This is a genomic window from Paenarthrobacter sp. AB444 (genome assembly GCF_028736865.1).
In the GTDB taxonomy this organism is placed as follows: domain Bacteria; phylum Actinomycetota; class Actinomycetes; order Actinomycetales; family Micrococcaceae; genus Arthrobacter; species Arthrobacter nicotinovorans_B.
The window spans coordinates 327143-351258 of record NZ_JAQZBY010000002.1 but is presented as its reverse complement, the minus strand read 5'-3'; the positions used below and the strand labels follow the sequence as shown (position 1 = coordinate 351258).

25 protein-coding genes are annotated in these 24116 nt (G+C 65.4%); 9 read left to right on the top strand and 16 right to left on the bottom strand.

Annotation, left to right across the window (positions count from 1 at the left end; all coding sequences use genetic code 11):
• The first annotated feature begins 22 nt into the window (after positions 1-22).
• From PQ627_RS05050 to PQ627_RS05030, 5 genes are all read left to right on the top strand, one after another.
• Positions 23-1036 (top strand): hypothetical protein, encoded by a 1014-nt coding sequence (locus tag PQ627_RS05050; RefSeq protein WP_274258964.1) that lies wholly within the window; start codon positions 23-25, stop codon positions 1034-1036.
• A complete protein-coding gene (locus PQ627_RS05045) occupies positions 1033-1839 on the top strand; it encodes a hypothetical protein (protein ID WP_274258962.1) in 807 nt (268 codons plus the stop codon). Before PQ627_RS05050 ends, PQ627_RS05045 begins: the two co-directional genes overlap by 4 nt.
• 46 nt (positions 1840-1885) lie before the next feature.
• Positions 1886-2521, top strand: a complete 636-nt coding sequence (locus tag PQ627_RS05040) for a hypothetical protein (protein ID WP_274258959.1) — start codon at positions 1886-1888, stop codon at positions 2519-2521.
• Complete coding sequence (locus PQ627_RS05035) at positions 2493-3152, top strand: hypothetical protein (RefSeq protein ID WP_274258957.1); 660 nt, start codon at positions 2493-2495, stop codon at positions 3150-3152. The genes PQ627_RS05040 and PQ627_RS05035 overlap by 29 nt, the downstream gene beginning before the upstream one ends.
• Positions 3153-3242: 90 nt before the next feature.
• Positions 3243-3842, top strand: a complete 600-nt coding sequence (locus tag PQ627_RS05030; RefSeq protein ID WP_274258955.1) for a hypothetical protein — start codon at positions 3243-3245, stop codon at positions 3840-3842.
• Positions 3843-3942: 100 nt separating this feature from the next.
• Here PQ627_RS05030 and PQ627_RS05025 read toward each other — a convergent pair whose 3' ends face one another.
• Genes PQ627_RS05025 through PQ627_RS05015 form a run of 3 tightly spaced genes read right to left on the bottom strand, consistent with a single transcriptional unit; the run spans position 3943 to position 5923 of the window.
• Complete coding sequence (locus PQ627_RS05025) at positions 3943-4518, bottom strand: DUF3618 domain-containing protein (RefSeq protein WP_274258953.1); 576 nt, start codon at positions 4516-4518, stop codon at positions 3943-3945.
• Positions 4515-4946, bottom strand: a complete 432-nt coding sequence (locus PQ627_RS05020) for a phage holin family protein (protein ID WP_274258952.1) — start codon at positions 4944-4946, stop codon at positions 4515-4517. Before PQ627_RS05020 ends, PQ627_RS05025 begins: the two co-directional genes overlap by 4 nt.
• Entirely contained in the window at positions 4943-5923 is a 981-nt protein-coding gene (locus PQ627_RS05015) for a hypothetical protein (RefSeq protein ID WP_274258950.1), read from the bottom strand. The genes PQ627_RS05020 and PQ627_RS05015 overlap by 4 nt, the downstream gene beginning before the upstream one ends.
• A gap of 185 nt (positions 5924-6108) precedes the next feature.
• On the opposite strand from PQ627_RS05015, the gene PQ627_RS05010 reads away from it, so the two are divergent.
• Positions 6109-7191, top strand: coding sequence for an FUSC family protein (locus PQ627_RS05010; RefSeq protein WP_274258948.1), 1083 nt, complete (start codon positions 6109-6111; stop codon positions 7189-7191).
• A 3-nt stretch (positions 7192-7194) separates the two neighbouring features.
• On the opposite strand, the gene PQ627_RS05005 is transcribed toward PQ627_RS05010, so the two are convergent.
• Both PQ627_RS05005 and rfaE2 read right to left on the bottom strand, forming a co-directional pair.
• Positions 7195-8229, bottom strand: coding sequence for an NAD-dependent epimerase/dehydratase family protein (locus PQ627_RS05005; RefSeq protein WP_274258946.1), 1035 nt, complete (start codon positions 8227-8229; stop codon positions 7195-7197).
• Between the two features lie 11 nt (positions 8230-8240).
• Complete coding sequence (rfaE2, locus tag PQ627_RS05000) at positions 8241-9782, bottom strand: D-glycero-beta-D-manno-heptose 1-phosphate adenylyltransferase (RefSeq protein WP_274258943.1); 1542 nt, start codon at positions 9780-9782, stop codon at positions 8241-8243.
• 145 nt (positions 9783-9927) lie between these two features.
• Between rfaE2 and PQ627_RS04995 the strand changes: the two genes are divergently transcribed.
• Entirely contained in the window at positions 9928-11100 is a 1173-nt protein-coding gene (locus PQ627_RS04995) for a glycosyltransferase family 9 protein (protein ID WP_274258941.1), read from the top strand.
• Here the strand turns inward: PQ627_RS04995 and PQ627_RS04990 are convergent.
• Genes PQ627_RS04990 through PQ627_RS04960 form a run of 7 tightly spaced genes read right to left on the bottom strand, consistent with a single transcriptional unit; the run spans position 11069 to position 17851 of the window.
• Positions 11069-11764 carry an SDR family oxidoreductase gene (locus PQ627_RS04990; RefSeq protein WP_144660030.1) on the bottom strand — a complete coding sequence of 232 codons (696 nt, stop codon included), beginning with the start codon at positions 11762-11764 and terminating at the stop codon, positions 11069-11071. The two genes, PQ627_RS04995 and PQ627_RS04990, sit on opposite strands and share 32 nt — an antisense overlap.
• A gap of 29 nt (positions 11765-11793) precedes the next feature.
• Positions 11794-13209, bottom strand: a complete 1416-nt coding sequence (locus tag PQ627_RS04985; protein ID WP_274258938.1) for a PfkB family carbohydrate kinase — start codon at positions 13207-13209, stop codon at positions 11794-11796.
• Positions 13206-13901 carry a D-sedoheptulose-7-phosphate isomerase gene (locus PQ627_RS04980; protein WP_443192740.1) on the bottom strand — a complete coding sequence of 232 codons (696 nt, stop codon included), beginning with the start codon at positions 13899-13901 and terminating at the stop codon, positions 13206-13208. The genes PQ627_RS04985 and PQ627_RS04980 overlap by 4 nt, the downstream gene beginning before the upstream one ends.
• Complete coding sequence (locus tag PQ627_RS04975) at positions 13898-15166, bottom strand: glycosyltransferase (protein WP_274258936.1); 1269 nt, start codon at positions 15164-15166, stop codon at positions 13898-13900. Before PQ627_RS04975 ends, PQ627_RS04980 begins: the two co-directional genes overlap by 4 nt.
• Complete coding sequence (locus PQ627_RS04970; protein ID WP_274258934.1) at positions 15163-16197, bottom strand: glycosyltransferase; 1035 nt, start codon at positions 16195-16197, stop codon at positions 15163-15165. Before PQ627_RS04970 ends, PQ627_RS04975 begins: the two co-directional genes overlap by 4 nt.
• On the bottom strand, positions 16194-17282 hold the full coding sequence (locus PQ627_RS04965; protein WP_274258933.1) for a glycosyltransferase family 9 protein: 1089 nt from the start codon (positions 17280-17282) through the stop codon (positions 16194-16196). The genes PQ627_RS04970 and PQ627_RS04965 overlap by 4 nt, the downstream gene beginning before the upstream one ends.
• Positions 17279-17851, bottom strand: a complete 573-nt coding sequence (locus tag PQ627_RS04960; protein ID WP_274258930.1) for a D-glycero-alpha-D-manno-heptose-1,7-bisphosphate 7-phosphatase — start codon at positions 17849-17851, stop codon at positions 17279-17281. The genes PQ627_RS04965 and PQ627_RS04960 overlap by 4 nt, the downstream gene beginning before the upstream one ends.
• An 86-nt stretch (positions 17852-17937) precedes the next feature.
• Here PQ627_RS04960 and PQ627_RS04955 point away from each other — a divergent pair, with 86 nt between their 5' ends.
• On the top strand, positions 17938-18900 hold the full coding sequence (locus tag PQ627_RS04955) for a glycosyltransferase family 9 protein (protein ID WP_274258928.1): 963 nt from the start codon (positions 17938-17940) through the stop codon (positions 18898-18900).
• 22 nt (positions 18901-18922) lie between these two features.
• On the opposite strand, the gene PQ627_RS04950 is transcribed toward PQ627_RS04955, so the two are convergent.
• Positions 18923-19696, bottom strand: coding sequence for a sigma-70 family RNA polymerase sigma factor (locus tag PQ627_RS04950; protein WP_274258926.1), 774 nt, complete (start codon positions 19694-19696; stop codon positions 18923-18925).
• Between the two features lie 138 nt (positions 19697-19834).
• Here PQ627_RS04950 and PQ627_RS04945 point away from each other — a divergent pair, with 138 nt between their 5' ends.
• The gene (locus tag PQ627_RS04945) at positions 19835-20575 is read left to right on the top strand and encodes a GAF and ANTAR domain-containing protein (RefSeq protein WP_274258924.1); all 741 of its coding nucleotides are present in this window, start codon (positions 19835-19837) and stop codon (positions 20573-20575) included.
• A 43-nt stretch (positions 20576-20618) separates the two neighbouring features.
• Here PQ627_RS04945 and PQ627_RS04940 read toward each other — a convergent pair whose 3' ends face one another.
• The 3 genes from PQ627_RS04940 to helR all read right to left on the bottom strand — a co-directional run bounded on the left by PQ627_RS04940 (position 20619) and on the right by helR (position 24018).
• Positions 20619-20855 carry a hypothetical protein gene (locus PQ627_RS04940; protein ID WP_274258922.1) on the bottom strand — a complete coding sequence of 79 codons (237 nt, stop codon included), beginning with the start codon at positions 20853-20855 and terminating at the stop codon, positions 20619-20621.
• A gap of 52 nt (positions 20856-20907) precedes the next feature.
• Positions 20908-21753, bottom strand: coding sequence for an HAD family hydrolase (locus tag PQ627_RS04935; protein ID WP_274258921.1), 846 nt, complete (start codon positions 21751-21753; stop codon positions 20908-20910).
• Positions 21754-21834: 81 nt separating this feature from the next.
• On the bottom strand, positions 21835-24018 hold the full coding sequence (helR, locus tag PQ627_RS04930; protein ID WP_274258919.1) for an RNA polymerase recycling motor ATPase HelR: 2184 nt from the start codon (positions 24016-24018) through the stop codon (positions 21835-21837).
• Between the last annotated feature and the right edge of the window lie 98 nt (positions 24019-24116).

The window sequence follows — 24116 nt, the reverse complement described above, 5'->3', positions numbered from 1 at the left end:
GCTTGTACACAGGGGGTTCCACATGGCTGGGTTCTACGGCGCCGATATCGCGCAGCTTCGCAGTCTGGCCGGCGTGATGGGCAAAGCCGCCGATGCCATCAGCCTGCAAAGTACGCAGCTGTCCAACGCGATCAATTCGACGGCAGCCTGGCAGGGCCGGGATGCCACCGTTTTCAAGGGCGACTGGAACAGCCAGCACCGGCAGAGCCTGGTCAAGGCCGCCAACATGCTGCGGGAGAACGCCAGTCAGCTGAAGAAGCACGCAAACCAACAGGAGTTTGCCAGCCACAACGACGGATCGGGCTCGTCAGTCGGTGTGCTGAAGGACGTTTATGACACTGCCATGGGAGCGAAGGGTGTGGGTGCGCCCCTGTGGACAGCCTTCAAGTACCTTCTGCCGGTCAAGCCGGATGCAGCCGGGGATGTCATTCCCCGGCATCTGCGGTACGGCCAGACCAAGGAAATCCTGACCAACTGGCGTGCCGGCGGCACGGTGCTTCGGGATGGCATTACGGCCTTGCGCAACGGCGAGAAGGTTACTGACGTCATCACCGACCTCAAAGCCAACATCCCCTACAGCACCGCCTTCCAGGAGGCGAGCAAGTTCTCAAAGGGCCTCCGCATCGCAGGCGCCGTGGCCGCCCCGTTGAACATCGTCAGTGGAATCGGCGACATGATCAGCCCCGAGCACGACGGCTGGCGGGGTGCCGGCGACCGCGTGGCCGGCGGGCTTTCCGTGGTGGGCGGCGTCGGCAGCATCATGCTCATGACCGCCGGCGGCGCGGCCCTCCTGGGACCGATCGGCGCGCCGATCGTCATTGGTGCCGGGCTCGTGGCCGGCGCCTGGGCCTTGGGCAACCTGGTGGCCGACAACTGGGATTCCATCACCAACTTCGCGCGCAACCCCGGCAGTTACATTGCCGACGGCGCGAAGGAAGTGGGCAATTTCGCCAAGGATGTAGGCAGTAAGGTGGCAGACGGAGTCAGTAACGCCGCCAAGTCGGTCGGAAACTTTGTCGGAGGGATATTCGGATGACAACGAGCACCATGAAATGGACCCAACGGGATGTTGAGGCCGCGGCCAAGGTGTTGGCGTCGGCCAGTGCCATCGGAGCCCCCTTGCCCACCCTGACCGACGAAGAAGTTGTGGCATTGGACGGGGTCCAGCACGAACAACTGGTGGCATTGCCTTGGCTTTCAACCCAGGACACCAACAAAGAAGTCCTCTGCGCTGTTGCCCTGCGGGGACTGCTCGCGAAGGAACTCGTGTATCCGGTGGTCTTTGAAGGCGAAAAGGAACCTTACCGGCTGCACGCCACCGACGAAATCACCGGCGCCCTGACCCTTCGCCGCAGCGGCAAGAATGTCGTCTCCGTGGAACGCACTGTCTCCACCGGCAAGCGCTGGCTGTACGGCTACGTCCATGACGAAGGCGTCCTGCTGGAGGAAGTCGATGAAGGTGGCCTTCACGGTTTCACCGTTGTCACCCGGGACCAGTTGGTACCCCGGCTTGCCGAATTCGTGGACCCTGAGCAGGCGGCCGCCCGCGATACGGACCCGGCTGTCTACAGCGAAGCCGAGTTCGAAGCCCATGCAGCCACTGCCCTGGCAGACACCCAAGCGGCCAGCAATGTCGTGGCTTTCAATTCCGACACCAACGAGTTCCCAACGGTGACCGTCTACACAGGGCCTTCGGGAGTCCACGTCCTGACGCCGCGCGTGGAAGGTTCGTCCGGTTCCGGCCTGCCGGAGCAGGGTGAAGCTGTTTCGTTCGAATTGAAGGAAACCTCGTCTCCTTCCTTGGCCCGCATCCTGGGTGGCTTGGCCGGACTGGCCTGAGCCTCCGCACCCCAGCCGCATCCCGCCGTCGAACCGAAAGCCCAACATGAGCACCTCGAAGCCCACGACCCTGACCGGCCTGGTCGACCCCCTCAACGGCCGCCCCGTACGCCGCCACCCTGATACCGGCGCGTACTTCGTCAAGGCTTCGGGAGCTGCCCATTTCTGGGGCCGTGTACTGGACGCGATTGTGTTCCTGGTGGGCTACGTCATCCTGGCGGCGGTAGCGGCGGTGCTGCGTGAGTCCATGATGAACAGCGGCTCGGCGCTGGGATACAACGACGGGTTCTGGTTGGTCCTCTACGGTGTCCTGTGGTTTGTTGGCCTGTACGTCTACGGCATGATCTGGGGCACGGCCGGCAGTGTTGGTGACGCCGCTGCGGGCATGCGCTCGGTACGGATCAAGAACGGCACGACGGCGGGAGCCTGGCTGGGCGGCTGGCGCGCCATCTGCTGGTCCTTCTTCCCGTTCTTCGTTGTCATGGTCATTGCCTCGGCCCTCAGTGGCGGCGGAGATGACACGTGGGATCCGAAGTTTGTGGCCATCGACCGCCGTTCGGGCATCGCCAAGGGCCAGCGGCCCATCCCGGACCCCAAGGCCGTCGCAGCGGAGCAAGCCGCTGCGGCCCAACAGCAGAACCTGCCCAACCTCTATGGCCAGCGCCCGGATGCGCGGCCGTAACTGGCTGGTTCGTCGGGTTGAGCGTCGGCTCAGCCCGGGCTTGGGACGGCTCCGATATGTAGCTTGCTCCCGGCGCATCTTTTGGAAGGCACTTCTCCCGTGCCTGGTGGTGGGCTTCGTGTTCGGGACCATCGCCGAGTTTGTCAGCCCCCTTCGCTCCACCAGGGAACCAGGACATTTCAGTGATCCCGGGCTGTTCGTCCTCGCCAGTACCCTGACGGGTTTGCTGCTGTGGTCCATGACCCTGCTGGGCAGCTACCGGAAACTGCTGGTTTTTGATGGCGGAATCGTGGCCAAGTACTCGCAGAAGCACACCCTGTTGGAGTTTCCCTGGCGTGATGTAGTGCCGGGGACACTCAGGGCTGTCACTACGAATGACCGCAGGGACCCCGACAGGCTGCTGGTTGCGCGGCATAAGGTCTCCCTTGGTGCCGGTGGCCACAACGCCGTGGTGTTCCAGGCCCGCGACACCTTCTGGGTATTTGCCGGCGATGAGGACCCGGCCCCGTTGGTCAAAGCCATCCAGGGAGCCATGCGTGATTCCGGCCTGCCCGGCGCCGCCCTTGAGGCGGCAGGTGCGCTTCCCGCCGTCGTACTGACGGGGCCCACAGGGCTGGACCGATCCGCTTAACCGGTACCCCGGCGCCTTCCGTTACGTATCGAGTAACAGGCGAAACTTCCCCTTGCAGAGCCGCTACCAGCCGGTAGCATGTGATCCACGATGTTCACTCTCACCATCAACCAACGCGACAGCCGGCGCGACGGCGATCTTGTGCCGCAGCTGCTAAAAGACCTGCGGCACATTCCGGCGCGCCTGGATTTCGACCGGTCTGTCGAGGATGAGGTGCAGGGCATCGTCGAATCCAGCCATCAGGCCGTTGAGACCGCTTTGATCGCGCTCCGATCCGGTCAGTGGTACGTCGGGATCGGCGTCGGACCTATTAATGAGCCGCTGCCCAACCTGGTGAAGGACGCCTCGGGCCACGGCCTGGTATACGCCCGGCGGGCAGTGGACAGGCTGCGCAGCAGCAACGACCGGATCCCCGTCGCGGTGGATGGCCCTTTGGCGGCGCTGGCATCCGAGGCAGAAGCCGTGCTGCGCCTTCTCGGACACATTGTCCAGCACCGCAGTGCCGCAGAGTGGCGGGTGCTCGACCTTCTCACCCCTGGCGTCCGCGGCCAGCAAAAAGCAGTCGCCCAGGAACTGGGAATCAGCACGCAGGCAGTGAGCAAAGCGTTGGCCCGCGCACAGTGGGCGGAGGAGCACGCAGCGCGCCCGGCCGCTGCCCGGCTGCTGCAAATGATCCTCGAGGTTCGCTGACCCTATCCGGGACACAGCAAACCCAACTAGGGGACAGCAAACGTCGCAATGAGGGTTCAATGCGACAAGTGCTGTCCCCTAGTTGGGTCAGAAGGGGGCGTCACTGGTTGCTGATGTTGTCCTTTGCCGTGCTGGCACGGTCCTGTACATCGGCAGCTGCAGCCTGGCCCTCTTCCTTGACGTTGGAGGCAGCTTCAGTAGCAGTCTCTTTGACGTTCTGCACAGCTTCCTGCGCGGGTTCACGCAGGTGCTCGGCAACTTCCTGTGCTGCGTGGCTCAGCTCTTCGGTCAACGGCTGCGCCGCTTCCTTCAGCGCCTGGGCTGCCTCGCGCTCCTTGTCCGACGGCGGGATCAAAGCCGAAACCAACAGGCCCGCGCCGAAGGCGATGAGACCGGCAGCGATCGGGCTGCCCTGCGCCTTGCGGGTAATCACCTGCGGCGAGTCGCCGATGTCCGAGACGACGCCGGACACCGCATCGTGCGCCTGGTGGGCCGCGTTGCCGGCGCGGTCCTGGGCGTCGTCACGGGCGCCGAAGACAGCTGTCTTGATCTTGTCGACCCGGCGGTTGACGATGTGCGAAGGCGTGACCTTGTCGGCCACGGCATCAACGTTGGTGCTAAGCCGCCGGCGGGTTTCTTCGATATCGGCGCGCAGGGCGTCGGGGTTCTGCGTCATCGGGTCTCCTCGGTGTTCGGTTTCAAAGCGGGGGGTATTTCCTTGACAGTCTCAGCGGTCCGCGGCAAGCCCTTGATGGCGTTCAGTTCCTTGCGGCCCATGACCGCCAGGACTGCCGCGATAATTCCCCAGATGACCGCAACGATCACGGCGGACCACCCGAGGCCAACCAGCTGGCCCAGTGCCCACCAAAGGGCGATGGACAGGAACAGCACGGTGATGTGGCCGGCCCACGCGGCGCCAGCCAACATGCCGGCGCCCTTTCCTGCTTTGGTGGCGGACTCCTTGAGCTCCACCTTGGCCAGCTCCACTTCCTGGCGCATCAACGTGGAGACGTCACGCGTCAGGTCGCTCAGCAGCTCCCCAAGGGGAAGGGTTTCCGCCTTTAGGTGGGCCTCTGTGGGAGGCAAGTCGGCGGGACTGCTCATCGGTGACCTCCGTACTGGGGGTCGTCCGGATCAAGGGGTCCGGCGAGGGGATCACCCTGGGCCTTGACTCCACCTGCGTCGGTTTCCGGATACGGCAGCGTGGAGCCGTCGTAGCCGCCGGTGGTCCCGGCGTTGTATCCGGTTGTAGCGGCACCGTATCCGGTGGATGCAGCACCCGTGGTTGCCGTTCCATAGCCGGCCGTGGTGGTGGCCGGTCCCGGAAGGTCCACTGGCGGAGGCGTCACTGCGCCACCCTGACCCGGGTAGCCCTGCGTCGGGTAGTACGCGGCGCGGGGTGTCCCGGAAGCGGTGCCGTCGGTTCCGCCCGTGGATCCACCAGCCGGTGAGTTGTCGGCCATCCCCCGGCCAAGGCGGCCGGCGAGGACGCCAGCGCCTGCGGCCAGCAACAGGAATGTTCCGGGCTTGCGGCGGGCGAAGCCCTTGACCTCATCAAGCAGTGAGCCCGGATCCCGGCCTTCCAGCCACTGGGCCACAGCGGAGGAACGCTGGGCTGCCTGCTGGACCAGGTCCGTGGCAACTCCGCCGTCCTGGCTCGAGTTGGCCATGGTGTGCAGTTCGTCGGAGATGGACCGCAGGCCTTCAGCGACACGCTGTTGCTGCACCTGGGCCTGATCGGTCAATTCACCCTTGGTCTGGGTGAGCAGTTGGCGCGCATTCACCTTGACTTCGCGGGCCACGTGGCTGGCCTCGGACTTTGCAGTGTCGACAACACCACCGGCGGCATCAGATACGGTTTCTGCAACACCCGCAGCTTCTTCCTTGGCGGCGTCCACCTTGCCGGAGCCCGCAGAGCCGGTTCCCGAACCGGTTGGGGTTCCACCGATTCCAGTGGTTCCGGCGGTCTGGGTATCAACGTCCGAATCGAGGTAGTTTCCGGCGAAGGGTTCGGTGCCTGCATGGGCACCAGTGGTTGGTGCCGCGAAGCTTCCGTCCTGCGGCGATTGGCTCTCAGTCATTGTCGCTCTCTTTCCACAGTTGGCAGGCTGCGGACAGCAGCCGGAATAGTAAGTATCGTTACTATCAATGGGTGAGTACCCGGTTGTCCTGGTTCTAATCACACCTTTTTTCGAAAAATGTGAGGCCCCGGCAATCCGGTGTCCGCGGCTCGACACAGCACGGCATACCTGCAAACGTAGATGCCATGAGCCAACTGCCCTCAAGGCGACGGCTGATTCCCGCGCTTCGTAAAACTGTGACCCGCCACCGCCTGCTCTTCGCTGCCAAGACAGCCGTGGCAGCAGGTCTGGCCTGGTACCTTGCACCATTCATGCCCGGTCCCGCCGCCGAATACCCGTACTATGCGCCGCTGGGTGCCCTGGTCAGCATGCACCCCACGGTGGCGGACTCCGCCAGGCACGGCCTCCAAAGCCTGGCGGGCCTGGTCCTGGGGATCGGCATGGCCTTCGCCATCACCACCGTCGCTGCACCCACAGCACTGGCGGTAGCCGTGGTGGTGGGACTTGGCGTGCTGATCGGAGGCCTTCCACGGCTGGGAAGCGCCTCCGAATGGATCCCCATGGCTGCGCTGTTCGTTTTGGTGCTGGGCGACTCGAATGCGGAAGGATTCTCCTTCGCCTACGTTCTCCAGATGGCCCTGGGAGTCACGGTGGGCTTCGCCATCAACTGGTTGGTCTTCCCGCCGCTGCACCTGGACGACATCGACCCTGCCATCGCGGGGCACCAAGGCGCCTTGTCCCGTCAGCTCAAGGACATGGCGCAAGCCATGAATGAGTCATGGCCGCCCAACCACGAAGCCTGGGCCAGCCGCAGCGACGAACTGTCCATGACAGCGGCAGCCGTGCGGACAGCGGTGCATCAAGCAGAACTGAGCGCCAAAGCGAACCCCAGGTCCCGTCGTCGTGCCACCCGGCTGCCGTCGGACCTTGCAGGATTGCGAACCCTTGAACGGCTGACATTCCACGTCCAGGACATCACCGACGTCCTGGCCAGCGCCATCTGGGAAGAAGGCGCCGGGACCGTCATCCCGGACACAGTGATCAAGCCGCTTTCCGACGCACTGGATGCCGTCGCGGCCGTGGTGGACCACTGGCGCGACGCCGGATCCGGCGAACTCGCCAACAGCCTGGCACACGCCAAGGACAGCATCGCCGCTCTCAGCGACGCCGTGGCCGAGGCCGCCGCCGAACAGTCGCCGGTGAACGCGCCGGCGTCAGTGGCGATGAGCTTGCGCCGGATCCTGACAGTGGTGATGACTGCGGAGTAGGCCTCACCGTGGCCTCAGCGGCGGTGAGCCCCTTCGGCCCTTGCCCGCGCCGATTCCCTCCAGCATTTCCGCCAAGGACTCCAGCGAGGAGTGCTTGGGAGACCAACCGAGCAAGCTGTGCGCCCGCGCGCAATCCATGATCGGCGCGTTGGCCGCCATGTCCACCCAGCCACCGTCGGTCACCTGAAGGCGCAAGCGCCATGAAACCTCGACGACGGCGCGAAGCACCGGAAGCGGGAACGGCAGCAGTCGCCTGGCCTTGAAGATCCAGGCGAGCGCGTTGGGATCGATAACGGGCTCGGCTGCGATGTTGAAGGCGCCCTCGGCCCTGTGCTGCAGCACCTTCCAATAGGCATCAGCGGCGTCGGCGGTGTGCACGGCCTGGAACACCAGCTCCTTGGGAAGGGCCAGCACCGGAAGCCACGGTTTGCGCGGTACCAGGCGGGGCAGGACCCGGCCGAGGAAATAGCGCCCCACCTCGCTTCCACCGCCCGAGCTGAACATCAGGGCCGGACGAAGCCGTGCCACCACGATGTCCGGATTCTCTGTGGCGAACCGGTCCAGGAGCCGTTCCTGTTCCGCTTTGTCCGCACTGTAATGCGAGCTCTTGATCCCACCGGTCGGCCAGCCCTCCTTGGTCCGCTGGTCCTTGGGCGCAGGTGAGTAGGCGCCAACCGAGGACGCACATACAAACTGCCGCACTCCGGCTTTGCGGGCGGCCGCCAGGACATTCGCCGTTCCCTCCACGTTGGTCCGGTGCAGCAATTCCCGGTTGTGGTTGGGCTGGATGAGCCATGCCAAGTGCACTACGGCGTCGGCTCCGGCAAGGGCTGCTTCCAGGGCGGGCTGGTCTGTGGCGGCTCCGATGTCCAGGGTGTGCCACTCAACGCCGTGATAGGGCGCGGCGTCCGGGTCCGGCTCGCGGCGCACGACGCCCACCAGTTCCAGATCCGCGCCCTCCTCGGAGCGCGCCCGCTGGAGGCGTTTAAGCAGTTCCGTGCCGCCGTGCCCGGTGGCTCCAATGATCGCGATGCGCATGAGGTGCCTCCTCAGTCCTGCGGGGTCTCGCCGCTTGAACGGATGCGTTCCAGTACCGCGGTGGTTGAATGCTCCGGAACGTAGTCCAGGATGGTGACCGTGCCGCCGTACTGCTCGACCGCTTCGGTTTCCTGGAGCATCTCCGGCGTGTAGTCCCCGCCCTTGGCGTAGACGTCGGGTTGCAGGAGTTCGATGAGCGGTATGGGCGTGGGGGTGTCGAAGATGGTCACGTGGTCGACGCAGCTCAGGGCGGCGATGACGGCGGCGCGGTCGGCTTCGTGGTTCACCGGACGGTCCGGGCCTTTGAGTTGGCGGACCGACGAGTCGCTGTTGAGGGCAACCACCAGGACATCACCCAGTTGCTTGGCCTGGTTCAGGTAGCGGGTGTGGCCGCGGTGCAGCACATCGAAGCACCCGTTGGTCAGCACGATCCTGCGCCCTTCACTGCGATGCTCCTGGATGTGCCTGGCCAGTTCCGTGTCCGTCAGTGCGGTATCAGCGAAGCCTCGCAGGTGCGTGGCCAGTTCCTCGGTGGTGCACACGGAGGTGCCCGGCCTGTGGACCACGACGTCGGCGGCGGCCTGCGCCAGATCCACGCTGGTGGTCAGCGGCAAGCCGGCCGCCCGGGCAAGGGTCAGCGCGGCAACGAAGGTGTCTCCGGCCCCCGAAGCCTGCTTTTCGGCCTGCGGCCGCGCCCAGGTCCTGTGGGTCGCCGCCTGCGGTGACGTGCCCTGCGGACGGATGGTCAGCGTCCCCTCCCGGTCCAAGGTCACGACGACGGCGGCCGCACCCGAGGCGCTGAGGAGCTGTTCCGCGTGTGCTTCCACGAAGGGGCACCGGGCAGCACCGCCTGGGAAGTCCGTGCCGAGCAGCCTTGCCGCTTCCTGGGCATTGGGCGTGGCCAGGTCCGGTTGGAGACCGGCCCACCGGCCGGGGTGGTGGGCGTCCACCACAACCAGCATGTTCTGGCGGGACGCAGGCATTGCGCCGTCATCGCCAGGGGCCAAACGGTCAAGAATCGCGCTCCGGACCGGGCCTTCCAATGCCCCTGCGCCGTAATCACACAGCACCACCGCCGCGGAACCGCGCAGGGCTTCGGGCAGCGTCGCGGCCATGTCCGAAAGGCCGCCCGGGGGTACCTCTGTGGCGGCGTCATCCAGGCGCAGCATCACCTGTCCGGCGCTGCTGACCCGGAACTTGGTGGTGGTAGTCATGCCAGGATGTGAAACGACGTGGGAAACGTCCACACCTGCCGCTTCCAGTGCTTCCTTCAACGTTTTCGCGGCCTCGTCTTCACCCGTCAACGAGACGAAGCGGACGTCCGCCCCCAGTGCCGCAAGGTTCATCGCCGTGTTGGCTGCACCGCCGGGGGCAAAGTCCCGGCGTTGGACCTGGACTACGGGCGCGGGGGCTTCGCGGCAGAAACGGTCGATGGTTCCGTCCCACCACCCGTCCAGGATTGAATCGCCGATGACCGTCACAACAGGTCGTTCCTCGGCCAAGCGGCCGGGAAGCCAGTCGGCGAGACCTTCTTGATTGGATAGGCGTGCCATGGGGTACCTTCCGGTTGGGCAACAATTCCTGTTCCCCTCAGGTACCCCGCGGCTGGTGCTTCACACGCCGCGAAGGAGAGTTTCGGCAGGGTTTCGACAGTGGCCCTGCAACAGACGAACAGCACGCACCGAGAGGACAGTATCCATGGACAATCCGCTGGTGGACCTGACGTCAGGCATAGGACCCGTATTGGAAAAATTCCGCGACGTACAGCGGATTGCGGTGCTCAGGGGTGGGGGCCTGGGTGATTTGATCTACACCTACCCGGCTTTGAATGCGCTGAAGAGCGCCTACCCCGACGCCACGGTCACACTGCTGGGCACTCCGGTTCACGCCGCACTCGCTGCGGCCACGGACGGTCCGGTGGACGACGTCGAACTTCTCCCGGTGGCGCGTGGCGTGCATGACGGTCCCCGCAACGGCGAGCGCTTCGAAGATGACGCGGAAGACGTGGCCGCACAGGAGGCATTCTTCGACGCGATGCGGGCACGGAGGTTCGATATTGCCGTCCAAATGCATGGCGGCGGCCGGTACTCCAATCCTTTCCTGCTCCGGCTGGGTGCGCGGCACACAGTAGGAACCCGCACCAGGGACGCCGAGCCGTTGGAGCGGAACCTGGACTACGTCTACTACCAGAACGAGCCCGACCGCTGGCTGGAAGTCGCTGGCTTGGCTGGAGCTCCCACCATCATCTTCCCTCCCCTGCTCCCCAAGCCCGAGCACCAACAGGGCATCAAGGGGTTGAAGGACCCCGACCGCTCGTCGCTGGTGGTTGTCCACCCGGGCGCCACCGATCCGCGGAGGCGGTGGCCGGCGTCGTACTTTGCCGAAGCTGCGGCGGGCATAGCCGCCGAAGGGGCGCAGGTGCTGATTGTCGGGGACAGGTCCGAGAAGGCTTTGGCCCAGGAAGTGGCGGAGCTTGCCGGCCGTCACCTGCCGGAGGGACAGCGCCAGGCCGTGCGGTCCGTCGCGGGTGAACTTGAAATCGGGGAGCTGGCCGCTCTCCTCGCCGAGGCGACGGTGATGCTGGCCAGCGACAGCGGTCCCCGGCATTTGGCGCAGGCCATGGGAACTCCCACCGTGGGGATCTTCTGGGTGGGAAACGTGTTCAACGCTGGCCCACGCGGCCGCGGCTTTCACCGCATCCACATGTCCTGGCTGACCCGTTGCCCGCGCTGCGGTGCAGACGTGACCCAGGTTGGCTGGACCGCTCCGCACTGCGGCCACGACGACACCCTCATCAAGGGCATCGCCGTGGCCGATGTTGTTCAGGACGTGCTGGACCTTACGGCCACGAGCCTTCTTCTGCGGGGGTGATGAGGAGTTCGCGGACCTCGCTGCCGAACGGCTGCGAGAGGGCGAACACCACGGCCTGCGCCACATTGGCGGGATCGTTGAGCTTGGAATCGTCCTGCGGCTTGTACTGTTCGTCGCGGTCGTCGAAGAAGTGGGTCTTCATGCCGCCCGGGATGATGGTGGTAACGCCGATGACACCGCCCGTTTCTGCGGCCAGGGCACGGCTGAAGCCGATCACTCCGAACTTAGAGGCGCAGTAGGCCGTGGCATCCGGGAGTGCCCGGAGCCCCAGCGTGGAGGCGATGGTGATGGCCCGGCCACGGGATCCCTTAAGGTACGGCAGGGCCGCACGAATGGTGGAAACGGTACCCAGGAGGTTCACTCCGATGACCTTTTCCCATTCTTCGGCGGCGACATCGCCCAGCTTGCCGCACCGGTCGATGCCCGCAGCCGTCACAACTCCGTCCAGGCCGCCAAGGCTTTCGGCGGCTTCCTTCACTGCCGCCTCCACGGCCTCGCGGTTGGAGACGTCCACTTCCAGGGCTTTGGCGCCCGAGACGTTGCTGACGTCCCGGTCGAAAACGAACGGCGTGCCACCGGCGTCGCGGATGGCCTCCACGATCGCAGCGCCCAAGCCGGACCCGCCTCCGGTGACGATGACGCGTCCAGGTGTTTGCGTGTTCATGCGGTTCCTTTCGTTGATTCCAGCAAGGTTCAGCTGACCTTGGCCAATGCTGCTGCCAGGCCGCTGGTGGAGCGTGCCGGGTGGAAGGGCACAGTGACGCATCGCCCTCCCCAACCCGCCAGGAGGCGGGCTTCCGGCAATTCTTCGGGGGTGTAGTCGCCGCCCTTGACCCAGATGTCGGGCCTTATTTGGGTGAGGCAGGCTTCGGGAGTGTCCTCGCCAAAAACCACGACGGCGTCGACGCATTCGAGCGCCAGCAGCAACTCAGCGCGGTCTTCCACACTGACGATCGGTCGATGCACGCCCTTGAGCCGGCGGACGGATTGGTCCGAGTTCAGGCACACGATCAGGCAATCTCCCATGCTGCGCGCTGCTGCCAGCGTCCGTGCGTGGCCTGCGTGCAGGAGGTCGAAACATCCTCCTGTGGCCACCACTGTCCCTCCGGACTCCCGGACGGAGCGGGCAAGCCGGACGCCGTCGGGGTGAAGGTCTGCGGTGTCCACCAGTTCCAGGCCTTTGAGTTCGACGACGGGACTTACTTCGGACGGGTCCGCCGCGTTGGCCGGGTCCGCGCCGGCCAATGCGGCAGCTCCCCCGGCGGCGAGGAACGCAGAAGCATCTTCCACAGCCCGGGCAGCGGCCTGCGCCAGGTCCAAGCCCGTGGCGAGGTGGACGGCGAGGCTGCCTGCCAGGCGGTCACCTGCACCGCAGGGGTCGCTCACGTTGGTGGTTGGCGCGGGGATGCTCTCGGCTGAGCCGTCCGAGCACATCAGCAGCGCACCGTCCTCGCCCCTGGTGACCAGCACGGACGCACTTCCCCACTTGTCCAGGAGATATCGTCCGGCTTCTTCAGCGCCGGTGCCGGAACCGCCTGCCTTCGCGGACGCGGTGGCTTCGGCGAGGTTGGGCGTCACCACGGACACTCCTGCCACGGGGTCGGAACCGGAAGGGTGCGGATCCCACACCACGGGGATGCGCCGGGCCGCGTCCGTGAGGGCTGCCCGGATGTCGGTGTTTGCCGTGATCCCCCGGCCATAGTCCGCCACAACAATGGCGTCCGCCGAGGCGATGGCTGCGAGCATCTCCCCTGTACTGGACGGGACCGGGGCCGGGGCACACCCCTGATCGAAGCGAACCATCGGATGCGTCCCGATCCGCACACGGGTCTTGGTGGGTGTTGGAGCCTGCGGCGTTCCGGCGAGTACCGACACGCCTGCCAGTGCGCGCCTGAGGTGGCTTGCGCCGTCGTCGTCCGATACCGCGGTGACCAGCGAGACGTCGTGGCCGTCCCGTGCCAGTACGGTGGCGACCAGCCCGGCGCCGCCTGCCCGACGCCGGACATCACCGACGTCGACCACCGGAACCGGCGCGTCGGGGCTGAGCCGGGTGGCGGTCCCGTTGATGTCGACGTCCAGGAGAAGGTCGCCAACTACCGTGATCCTCATGGCTGACCGCCCCCAAACGATCCCGGTCCACTGTCGGTGCGCCTGGCAACCTCTGCATCAAAAGCGCGGCACACAGCATGGATGGCGATCAAATGGCCTTCCTGGGCGTTGGCAGCGATGGCTTCGACGGTGATGGCTTGATCGCAGGCTTCGGACAGCGGGTTGGGACCGGCGCCTGTCAGGGCCCAGGTGACAACGCCGCGTTCCTTCGCTGCCCGGACAGCGTTGAGCAGGTTGGGGCTGCGCCCGCTGGTGGAGAGCAGCATGAGCACGTCGCCAGCCCGGCCATGCGCCCTGACTTGGCGGGCGAAGACCTCGTCGTAGCCATAGTCGTTGGACAACGCCGTGACGGCGGAGGACTCCGAGTGCAATGAGATGGCCGAAAACGGGGCGCGTTCTTCGTCAAAACGGCCCACGAGTTCAGCCGTCAGGTGCTGCGCCTCGGCAGCCGAGCCGCCGTTACCTGCCGCGAGCAGACGCTGCCCGGAGAGCAGCCTGGTGGCGAGCTCGGTCCCCCAAGCGGACAACACGTGGGATTGCGAGCGCAGGGAATCAAGCGCCGGCAGGACGTTGTCCAGATGGGTGGTGACGGCGTCGTTGTGGGTGGGGCCTGATCCCCAACGCGCCGGCAGGGTATCGGGAATGAGGCCCGGCAGGGTGGTTTCGGTGATCACGCGGCCTTGAACAGTCACAGCGCCGTTCCTTCCAATGGTTCCAAACCTTCGTCGGCCTGCCGGGACAATCCGGCGGCAAGAACGGACCTGTACGCTTTCTCGGTGTCAGCTGCGATGCGTTCCCAGGAGTACCGTGAGCGAGCCCGGCAGGAACCGGCCCGGCCCATGTCCGCGCGGAGTTCCGGGTCTGCCAGCAGTTTCTCCAGCGCTTCGGCAAGTGCTTCCGGATCGCGGGGTGGGACGTGGAGCCCCGTCTTCTGGTCCACTACGGTTTCCCGCAGTCCACCTACCGCCGCAGCCACTACGGGCACACCGCATGCCATCGCCTCAAGCGGGACGATGCCGAAGGGTTCATACCAGGGTGTGCAGACCACGGCGTCAGCGCTGCGGAAAATCGCGGGCATGGCATCGCGCGGCACCTGTCCACGCATGGTCACCCTGTCCTCAACGCCGAGCTCCTTGGACAAGGACCTGAGCCGTTGGGCTTCGGGATCTTCTTCCAGGTTGAGCGCGTCACCGGAACCGCCAACAATCAGCAGCTCCACGTCGTCGAAGCCGGCCTCGGCCAGAAGCGGCAATGCCCGGATGATCAGGTCCACGCCCTTGCGTTGCACCAGGCGCCCCACGCTGAGTATCCGATGCGTGCGGGACTTGGGCTCGGCGTCGGCCGTTCCCGGGAAGAGGTCGAGGTCCACACCGCAGGGGGCTATGGAGATCTTCGACCTGCTGATACCCAGGGCTTTGAGCTCGAAGACCTCATCCGGGCAGGTGGCGATTACCCAGTCCGCGGTCCGGCCGACCCATGGTTCCAGCCACTCGCGGGCCGGGGGGCTGGTGTCCGCGGCGCCTTGGTGCCTGCGCTTGACCGATCCCAGGGCGTGGAAGGTCTGGACCACGGGCACGGGGTTGGCGGCGCCGGCCCTGCGCGAGGCCTGGATGGCTGCGAGGCCGGACATCCAGAAGTGTGCGTGGACCACGTCCGGCACTTGACCGGCCCAGTCCGCGCAGATTCCGTCCGCCAGCTCACCCATGTACGGCAGAAGCTCGTCCTTGGGGAGCCTTCGGGCCGGACCCGCATCCACGTGGACCACAGTGAGTCCTGGACCAACGTTGACCCTGGCCGGCAGGTCGGGGTCGTCGCGCCGCGTGTACACAGTGACCTGGTGGCCACGGTCTGCCAGCGAGGAGGACAGTGCGGCAACGTGGACGTTCTGCCCTCCGGCGTCAACGCCTCCCAATGCAGCCAGTGGACTGGCGTGTTCGGAAACCATGGAGATCTTCATGGGTGTGCCCTCTCAGTGTCATGGTTTGCTGGAGCATGGCCGGCAGGAACCCGGGTGGCCGGAAGCTCGGCCAGCAGCTCATCCCAAGCCCGGAGAAACTTTTCGAGCCCGTACCGTTCCAGCGCAGCCTCCCGCGCGACGATGCCCATTGCGTAGGCGTCGTCAGGATCGTCCAGCAGGCGCTTGGCGAACCTTTGGAGATCGTCGACGTCGTTGGACACCAAGCCTGCGCCGTGCGGAATGGCGCGGGTCGCCTCGGTGGTGGCCAGGGCCAGAACGGGCATGCCAAGGTGCATGGCTTCCAGCAAAGCCAACCCCAGCGAGGTCCACCGCAGGGGGTGCAGGTAGAGTCGGCAACGGGCCAATTGCTGGTGCAGTTGCGGGGCGGGCACATCACCGGCGATGCGGAGCCTTTCATCGCTGAGGCCCAAGTCCCTCAGGTTCAGGGCTTGCGGCAGCGCTTCCGTTCCCATGCCGAACACCCGCAACGGCCCCACCCCGGCGAATCCGGGCAGCAGGTCCGTCCCCGTGACCCGGCCACGCCGAACGGGTTCGTTGACCACCACGCCCATCTCTTCGTGTTCACCGGTGTAGAGCCGTCCAGGGTCAGGGATGCCGTGTTCAATGACCGTGGTGCCCGCCGAGCCGGTGTCCCAGAAAAGCTGGTTGAAATGGGTCACGTGGACCACGGGAATGGAGCTTTGGTCCGCCATGGGGTGCAGCGTAAAGGGAACGTCGCCTTTGGGCGTGTTGTGTTCGAGGTAGACGGCCGGCAGGTCGACACCGGGCCGCCGTCCCAGAGTCCGTGCAACTGCCGCAATTTCCTCGGGCCTTTGAAGCACCACTGCGTCGACGCTCTCGGGGTCCAGGGTGTCCAGGTCCACTTCCTGCGCCGCGGCAGGCCAGTCACGGCCACCGCGCCCCAAACCCCAGGCGCCGCCGTCGGGCGTTTTCGGGAGCAAGTATTCATGCCGGCCGCGGACGAAAGCCTCCATCCACCCGCCGTGCACGTGCCACACCAGAATCCTCATGGTTTCCACACCTTTCGTCGGGTTGCCAGGGAGGAAACGCCTCCGAGGAGCCTTTCGACCGCTTCCACCACCTGTTCCGGGGTTACCGAACTCAGGCAGGGATGGCCGGGAACGGGACACACGCGTGCCCGGGAGTTTCTGCAGGGCGCTTCCTGGTCGCCGAGCAGTTCCAGTGGGACCCCGTACGGAGCCCAGCGGATGGCCGGGACGACGGGGGCGAACAGACACACCACGGGCGTGCCTACCGCTGCCGCGAGGTGGGCGGGTCCGGTATTGCCGGTAACTACGACGGCGGCCCCGGCCAGTACCGCTGCCAGCGTCCGGAGGTCCGTGCCACCGCCGAGGTTCCGGGCGGAGGGGCCTGCGACCGTGGCCGTGAGGGACGCTTCGCTGGGCCCACCTGTGACCACAACCCGATGCCCGTAGGCTTCCAGCAGCTCCACAGCCGCTGCGTGGTGGAGGGCGGGCCATGCCCTGGCCGGCACGGCGGCGCCCGGGTGGACCACGATGTACGGTCCCTCTTCGGCGAGTTCATCGGCCAGGCCATCAGGGTCCTGGCCAGGGCTGACGCGCAGTTTTACGTCGTCGCCGTTTGGCAGGACGTAGCCGCCGGCCTCAGCAATGGTGAGGGCACGCACCGCTTCCGGTTGGTCTTCGGGAAAGTCCTCGCCCGGTTTGAGGCGGACGTCCAGGAGCGAGCCCGCGTAATCCGTCGATGCCCCGGTGATCTTCCGGACGCCGGCCAGCCGCAGGAGCAGCGCCAGCGGGAGCGGGGATTGGTGGAAGGACGTGAGGATCACGGCCTCCTCGATACGGGAACTCCGGACGAAGTTGACCAGCCCGTTGGTCATTTCCTCCGTGACCTGCGGGGCAGGATTCACTATCCACGGGGAGGCCCAGGTGTGCACCTGGGTTACCCCGGGCAGCATCTCCGCCGCGGCTGCACCTTCGGGGCCGCACAGGAGAACGACGTCGTTGGGGCGGCTTCCGTCGGGCCGGTTTCCGTTCGCCACTGCGCGCACAGCGGGACCTGAGAGCAGGACATCTCCCATGCTGTCCAAGCGCGCTACCAGGACGCGGCTCATGCAGGGGCTTCCTGTCCGACGGTGTCCTTTTCGAGCGCGATGCTGCCGCCGAGGATGAGCTCCACAGCATGGCTGAGGTCCCGAGCCACTACTTCGGCGGCGTCGATTTCCTCTTGCCTGGTCACAGGTGTGGGCACCAGCACGGCACGGGAGCCGGCCGCCGTCGCAGCCTCAACGTCGGCGCCGATATCGCCCACGAAAGCAGTTTCCTCCGGCGCGATGCCCAACGTTTCGCAGGCGGACAGGATCATTCCGGGAGCGGGCTTGCGGCATGCGCAGCCGTCTGCCGGTCCATGCGGGCAGACTTCCCACACATCGAACGGCCCCAACAACTGATCTACCCGCCGGTTCACGGATGCCACTTGGTCCAGGGTCAACAGCCCACGCGCCACGCCCGACTGGTTGCTCACCACTCCCGTAGCCAACCCGGCCTCCCGGACTTTCTGCAGCACCGCAACAGCGCCGTCCATGGGCCGCACCAGCTGCGGATCGCCGTTGTATGGCACGTCAACAACGAGTGTTCCATCGCGGTCAAACAGGACCGCCTTCAACGTTCCGGTTCCTCCCATACCCGCAACGTTCCCCAGTTCTCCGGGCGCTAAACAACGCGGCCGTGAGAAGTTTCATGCCGCTAGACTCTCAGCGGGAGGCCACTATGGACACAGCATTGAACAGCCAGGGCGACCAGGACCAACCCCTGTTGCTCGCCCTTCGCGCCCTGAAACTCGGCGATCTCTTGGTCGCGGTTCCGGCGCTGCGGGGCTTGCGGAGAGCGTTTCCGGAGCATCGGATTGTTTACGCGGGGCCGGCGTGGATCGCCGAGGCACTTGAGTTGGTTGGCGGAATCGGCCACCTGCCCACGCCCGGGTTGGACGACCCCCTGACGGTGCCTCACGGTGCCGTGGACGTGGCGGTCAACCTGCACGGAAACGGGCCTGAGAGCCGGCTCCGGATCAAGGAACTGGGCGCCAACCGGGTGATCGCGCACGCTTCCGACGGCCTGGACGGGCCTTCGTGGATCACGGGCGTTCCCGAACGTGAACGGTGGACCCGGCTGCTCAATTGGCACGGAATCGACGCCGATCCCCTGGACTACCGCCTCAACCGCCCTTCGGTTTCCTCGCCGCGTCCCGGGGCCACCGTGATCCATGTGGGTGCCGCCTACGGCAGCAGGTTGTGGCCCGTGGAACGGTTCGCGGACGTTGCCGTCCAGCTCGCGGCCGCCGGCCACGACATCGTCCTCACCGGGGGCACCTCGGAACGCGCCCGGGCCGAGGAGACAGCCGCATTGGCGAAACTCAAGGGAGCAAACGTCGAGGACGGCGTGCTGGCCGGGCGGCAAAGCCTCGCCGAATTCGCGGCAACCATCGCGGAAGCCCGGCTGGTCATTTCTGCCGATACGGGCGCGGCGCATCTGGCCTCCGCGTATGAGCGCCCGTCCGTGGTCTTGTTCGGTCCCGCACCCGCGGAAGAGTGGGGACCGCCGCCCGGACCGCACGTGGTGCTGACCGCCGTCGAACTCCGCCGCGGTGATGTGTTCTCAGCCGAACCTGACCCGGCACTGATGGCCGTTACCGTCCACGATGTCCTGGAGGCCGTGGAGCAGCTCGGCTGCTAGCTGGTTTTTTGCGGGCGGCTTTTTACGGGGCTGTCCCGTCTTTCTGGCGTGCTTCATCGTCCAGCAACTGGGTTTGGAGCGAGACCAGGATCTTGGAGAGCTTCCGCGAAACCTGCATCTGGGAGACACCCAGGGCCTCGGCGATGGTGGACTGCGTCTCTTCCCGGTAATACCGCCGGTACAGCAGGTGACGGTCCTCGGAGCTCAATCCGCGGATGGCGTTCCTCAGGGCAAGCACATCCTCAAGACGGTCCGTGGGGCAGCCGAAGGCGGACAACGAGCCTTGCAGTCCGTCACGGCCCTCCCCTGCCGGGGCGTCCAGGGAATCGGGGCGTTTGCTGGTGCCGGCCATGAGTGATTCGCGGACTTGCCCTGGTTCCAGGCTCAGATCCTCTGCCACCTCTTCCGGCGACGGCGTCCGTTGCAGGGCCTGGGTCAACTCCTCCGTCCGGGCCAGTACCTGGCGTCGAACGTCCTGGATGGTCCGGGGCGGCCGTACCACCCAGCAATGGTCACGAAGGTAGCGCTTGACTTCCCCGGCGATGGTGGGCGCGGCGTAGGCGGGGAAACTGACTCCCCGTGCCTCGTCGTAGCCGCGGGAGGCCTTGATGAGGCCCATGTACGCGACCTGCCTGACGTCGTCGAGGTCGTGGGTGTGGGCGGAATATCTCGCCGCAATCGACTTGGCGAGGTTGAGATGGTCCAGGACGAGGCCGTCCTGGAAGCTCTGTCTGATGCTGCCCTCCGGCGCGCGGGGCGGCGCGGCGTGGATGGTGAGGGGTCGGTTTTGACGCATGGGCTCAATCCTTAACCGGCTGGTGAGGGTGAGCCCACGGCAAGACTCCTTAAAAAGAGAAGCACACTTACTATTAGCTTTCAACGGTCTTCGGAGTTAGTCTCGAAGAGAAGCCATAACCATGGATCGGAGTTCCTCATGGAAGACCCGCATACTGCCGGGCCGACAACAGTGGTGGCCGATATCCAGGATCTGTTGCTCGATACCCCGGATGTTGAAGTGTTCCTGGAGGAACTTGCCAGGCGCTCTGCCGCCATGTTCAGCACACCCGGCAACGAAGTGTTTTGCGGCATCACCCTGATGCGCCACCGAACCGCCGGCACCGTGGCCAGCAGCGGCGAGCGCGCCCGAATGCTCGACGAACTCCAGTACAACTTCGACGACGGCCCGTGCCTTCGCGCTTGTCGCGAAATAACGCAGGTGCACATTCCGGATTTCGCCACGGACAACACCTGGCCCGAGTACAACGACCTGGTCACCAAGAATGGTATTCGGTCGGTCTTGGCCGTCCCGTTCCCGCTCAGCGATACCGCAGCGACCGCCGGGCTCAACCTCTACTCCGAGCACCCCAATGCGTTCGACCAGGCAGCCGTTCAGCGCGCCAACGATTACGTGGAGCAGTCGTCCAAGGGACTTCGCCTTGCCGTGCGCATCGCGGAACATATGCAGACAGCCGCCAACCTCCGGGCCGCCATGGAGTCACGCACAGTCATAGACGTGGCGACCGGAATCATCATTGCGCAGAACCGGTGCACGCAGGAAGAAGCCATCGAGCTCATCAAGAAGGCCTCCAGCAACCGGAACGTCAAGCTCCGGGCGGTGGCGCAGGCAATCGTTGAGTCAGCCGGTGGCGGGCAGATTCAGACGTACTTTAAGTAGGGCTGGTCCCGAAGACTGGGCCTCGACCGGAGGCTGGTGCGCCTCAGTTGTCGCGACGACGTTGAGCCTCTAATTCTTTGCGTTCGCGCCTTGCAGCAAGGCCGAAGGGTAGGACCACGGCAAGCAGCACCAATGCCAGCAGCACTGTTGTCGGCCAGAATCCCAACCAGGGTCGAATGAACCCTGATGCAACAAGCGCCCCCGTAAAAGCCCAAAGATTGGCTAGAGCAAAACGCTTCATCTTTGGCGAAAGGTCTTTGTATGTATCGGAAGCGGCCATGGCTCACGATAACTAGTCAGCAGGAGCACGCACCAGCCGAGCCCGGCCCCACCTACAGCAGGCCGCGCAGAACCAAGGCGGCGCCGTCGTCGAGCACTGACGCTGTGACTTCGTCCGCAACGGCGAGCACCTCATCGGGAGCCTGGCCCATGGCGACGCCGCGGCCAGCCCAGGTGAGCATCTCGATGTCGTTGCGGCCGTCGCCCACGGCCACCGTGTTGGCCTGGTCCGTGCCGAGCCTACGGCGGAGGGCCTCCAAGGCGCTGGCCTTGGTGACGCCTTCCGCGGCGATGTCCAGCCACGCTGTCCAGCCGACGGAGTAGGTCACCCCGGAAAGACCGATGTGGCTAATGGCCTCGTTGAACTCATCCGACGTGTTCTCGCTGCTGAAGACCACGACGCGGACGGCCACGGAATCCAGCATGGTCTGGAAATCGACGCCGATGGACTCCACACCGAAGCTGGCGTCCTGGAAGCGCTCCGTGGAAAGGAAGTTGCCGTCCTCGTCCTCAAGAGCGTACTTGGCGTTGGGCAGCCGCTCCCGCAGCGCTTTCAACGCAGGAGCGGGATCGAAGGTGGCCTTGTGGATGATCTCGTAGCCGGCCTCCAGGGTGGGATCCAGCCGGAGGGTGACGCCGCCGTTGCAGCACACCGCGTATCCGCGTTCCATGCCGATTTTTTCGATGATGGGCAAGGTTGCGTTAAGGGAACGTCCGGTGGCGATCATGACGTCGTGTCCCTTGGCCACCACTGCTTGGGCGGCTGAACGGACCTCGGGGGTCATGTGGCCATCGTGGTCAACCAAGGTGCCATCGACGTCCAGGGCGATCATGAGCTTGTTGTTCTTATTGGGCTGGTCCTCGATGCCAGCAACTGGAGTATCAGTCAAAATAGTCATGTTTCCAGTAGACCAGACACCCCCGACGCTGAACTAGGACCGGCGCCACAGCGGAGGATTAACGGCGCATGAATAGTGCCCTCAGGCACCGCTCGTGAGGATAGCCAGCTGCTGCGTTGCCCTGGTCATCGCGACATACCGGTCCACGGCGCCCTCGATCCCTGCGCCGAAATCGTCAGGGTCAATAAGAACAACAAGATCGAACTCAAGGCCCTTTGCCAGTTCCGGGGTGAGCCAACTGACCCGGTCCCACTCCGAACCCACTTCCAGGGCCGGCTGGCTGATGACGCACGCCGTCCCCTCACCGTGCGCATCAAGCCACTTCTCCAGGATCGCTTCCAGCTCCCGCTCCGCACCATGGACCACCGGGAGCCCGCTGCTCCGGACCGAGGTTGGCACATTGGCGTCCGGGAGGGCGGCCCTGATCACCGGCTCGGCCTCCAGCATGACCTCTTCCGGTGTGCGGTAGTTGATGCTGAGGCCCGCCACCGACACGTTTTCCATGCCCACGCGGTGAAGGCGTTCTTCCCACGATTCCGTGAAGCCGTGCCGGGCCTGCGCCCGGTCCCCCACCACCGTGAAGCTACGAGACGGGCAGCGCAGCAGGAGCATTCGCCACTCCGCGTCCGTCAGTTCCTGGGCTTCGTCCACCACGATGTGCGCGAAAGGTCCGGCCAGAACATCCGGATCGGGCATTTCCACAACGTCCTGCCCGGTCAGTTTCTCCCTCATGTCGTCGCCGCGCAGCATGTACATTTCCAGGTTCTCGGAGTCATCAGCTGCAATGAGGTCATCCACCACCCGGTCCATAAGTTCACGCTCCGCCGCCAGGACTGCAGCCTGCCGCCGCCGTCGTGTGGATGCCTCGGGATCGCCGAGCCGCAGCCGCGCCGCATCGAGCAGAGGGAGGTCGTCAGTGGTCCACGCTTCCGGGTTTTCGCGATGAAGCAGATCCCTTTCGGAGGGTTGCAGGTGTGGAGCGCACAGCCGCAGGTAAGCGGGAACCCGCCACAAATCCGCCACCAGCGCCGCATAATCAAGCAGTGGCCAGGCCCGGTTAAAGGCCGACTGCAGCTCCGAACTCTGACTCAAAGCCCTGCGACGCATGGCCTCCGGAACATCGTGTTCGCCCAACTTGTCCGCCAGGATCTCGAGCAACGCATCCCACACCTCGTCCCGGGCTTCATTGTGCGGCGTTCCCGGCTCTGCGGCATCGAAGGCTTCGGCCCAGTCATCGCTGCCCAACCAGACGTCGGCATAGGGCGTCTCCACCTCCATGCCCTCGTTGGGCGGCTCCTCGTGAAACCTCACGCCGCGTTCAATGGCTTTGACCATCTCGACCGTGGATTTGAGCCGGGTCACCTCAGGGTCACGTTCGACGGCGGCCGCGGCACCTTCGGGGACGAGGTCACGCAGAGTGCACGTCTGAACTCCTTCCTCCCCAAGACTCGGAAGGACATCGGCCACATACGCCAGATAAGGCTGGTGCGGGCCGACGAACAGGACGTCGCTTCGCCTGTGGTTGTTGCGGTGGCTGAGCCGGGGATCCGAATACAGCAGATAAGCCGATCGGTGCAAGGCGACCACCGTCTTACCCGTCCCCGGGCCGCCGTCGACCACCAATGCCCCACGCGACCCGGCACGGATGATCCTGTCCTGATCGGCCTGGATGGTGCCCAGAACATCCCGCATACGTGGAGAGCGGCTGCTGCCCAGGCTCGCGATGAAGGCGGACTGGTCATCCAGCGCGGCATTTCCCTCCATACCTTCGGCTGTGAACACTTCGTCCCAGTAGTCCGTCACGCGGCCGCTGGTCCAGCGATACCGGCGCCGGCTCACCAGCCCCATGGGATTGGCGTGCGTTGCCCCGAAAAAGGGCTCGGCAGCCGGCGATCGCCAATCGATCAGGAGCCTCTTCCCCTGGCTGTCCGTGAGGCCCAACCTGCCCACGTACACGGGCTCAGGGTTCTCCTCAGCCACCATGCGGCCCAGGCACAAATCCACCCCGAAACGGCGGAGTGCCCTCAGCCGCGACGTAAGCCTGTGGATCTCCTGATCGCGGTCCAACGCTGCTTGTCCCCTGCCGCCGGGCAATTTACGGGTTGCCTCCAGCCGGGTGGACAGCTCAGCGATCGCTTCCTCCAAGCTGGCTGCGATGGCATCGAACTGTCGCTCATCGGCGCCGATCAGCTGCGAATCGGCTTTGCGTTCCAAGTGCTCCGGCATGTCAAAAGCACTGGTTCCCAAGCGGTTGTTTTCCGGCATCCCACGACTCCCTTTGACATTGGTGATGGGGTTCGAGGATCAATTGTTCGGCAGCAGGGGGGCCTTGCCGCAAGCCCCCGGGTGGGTTATACATTGAA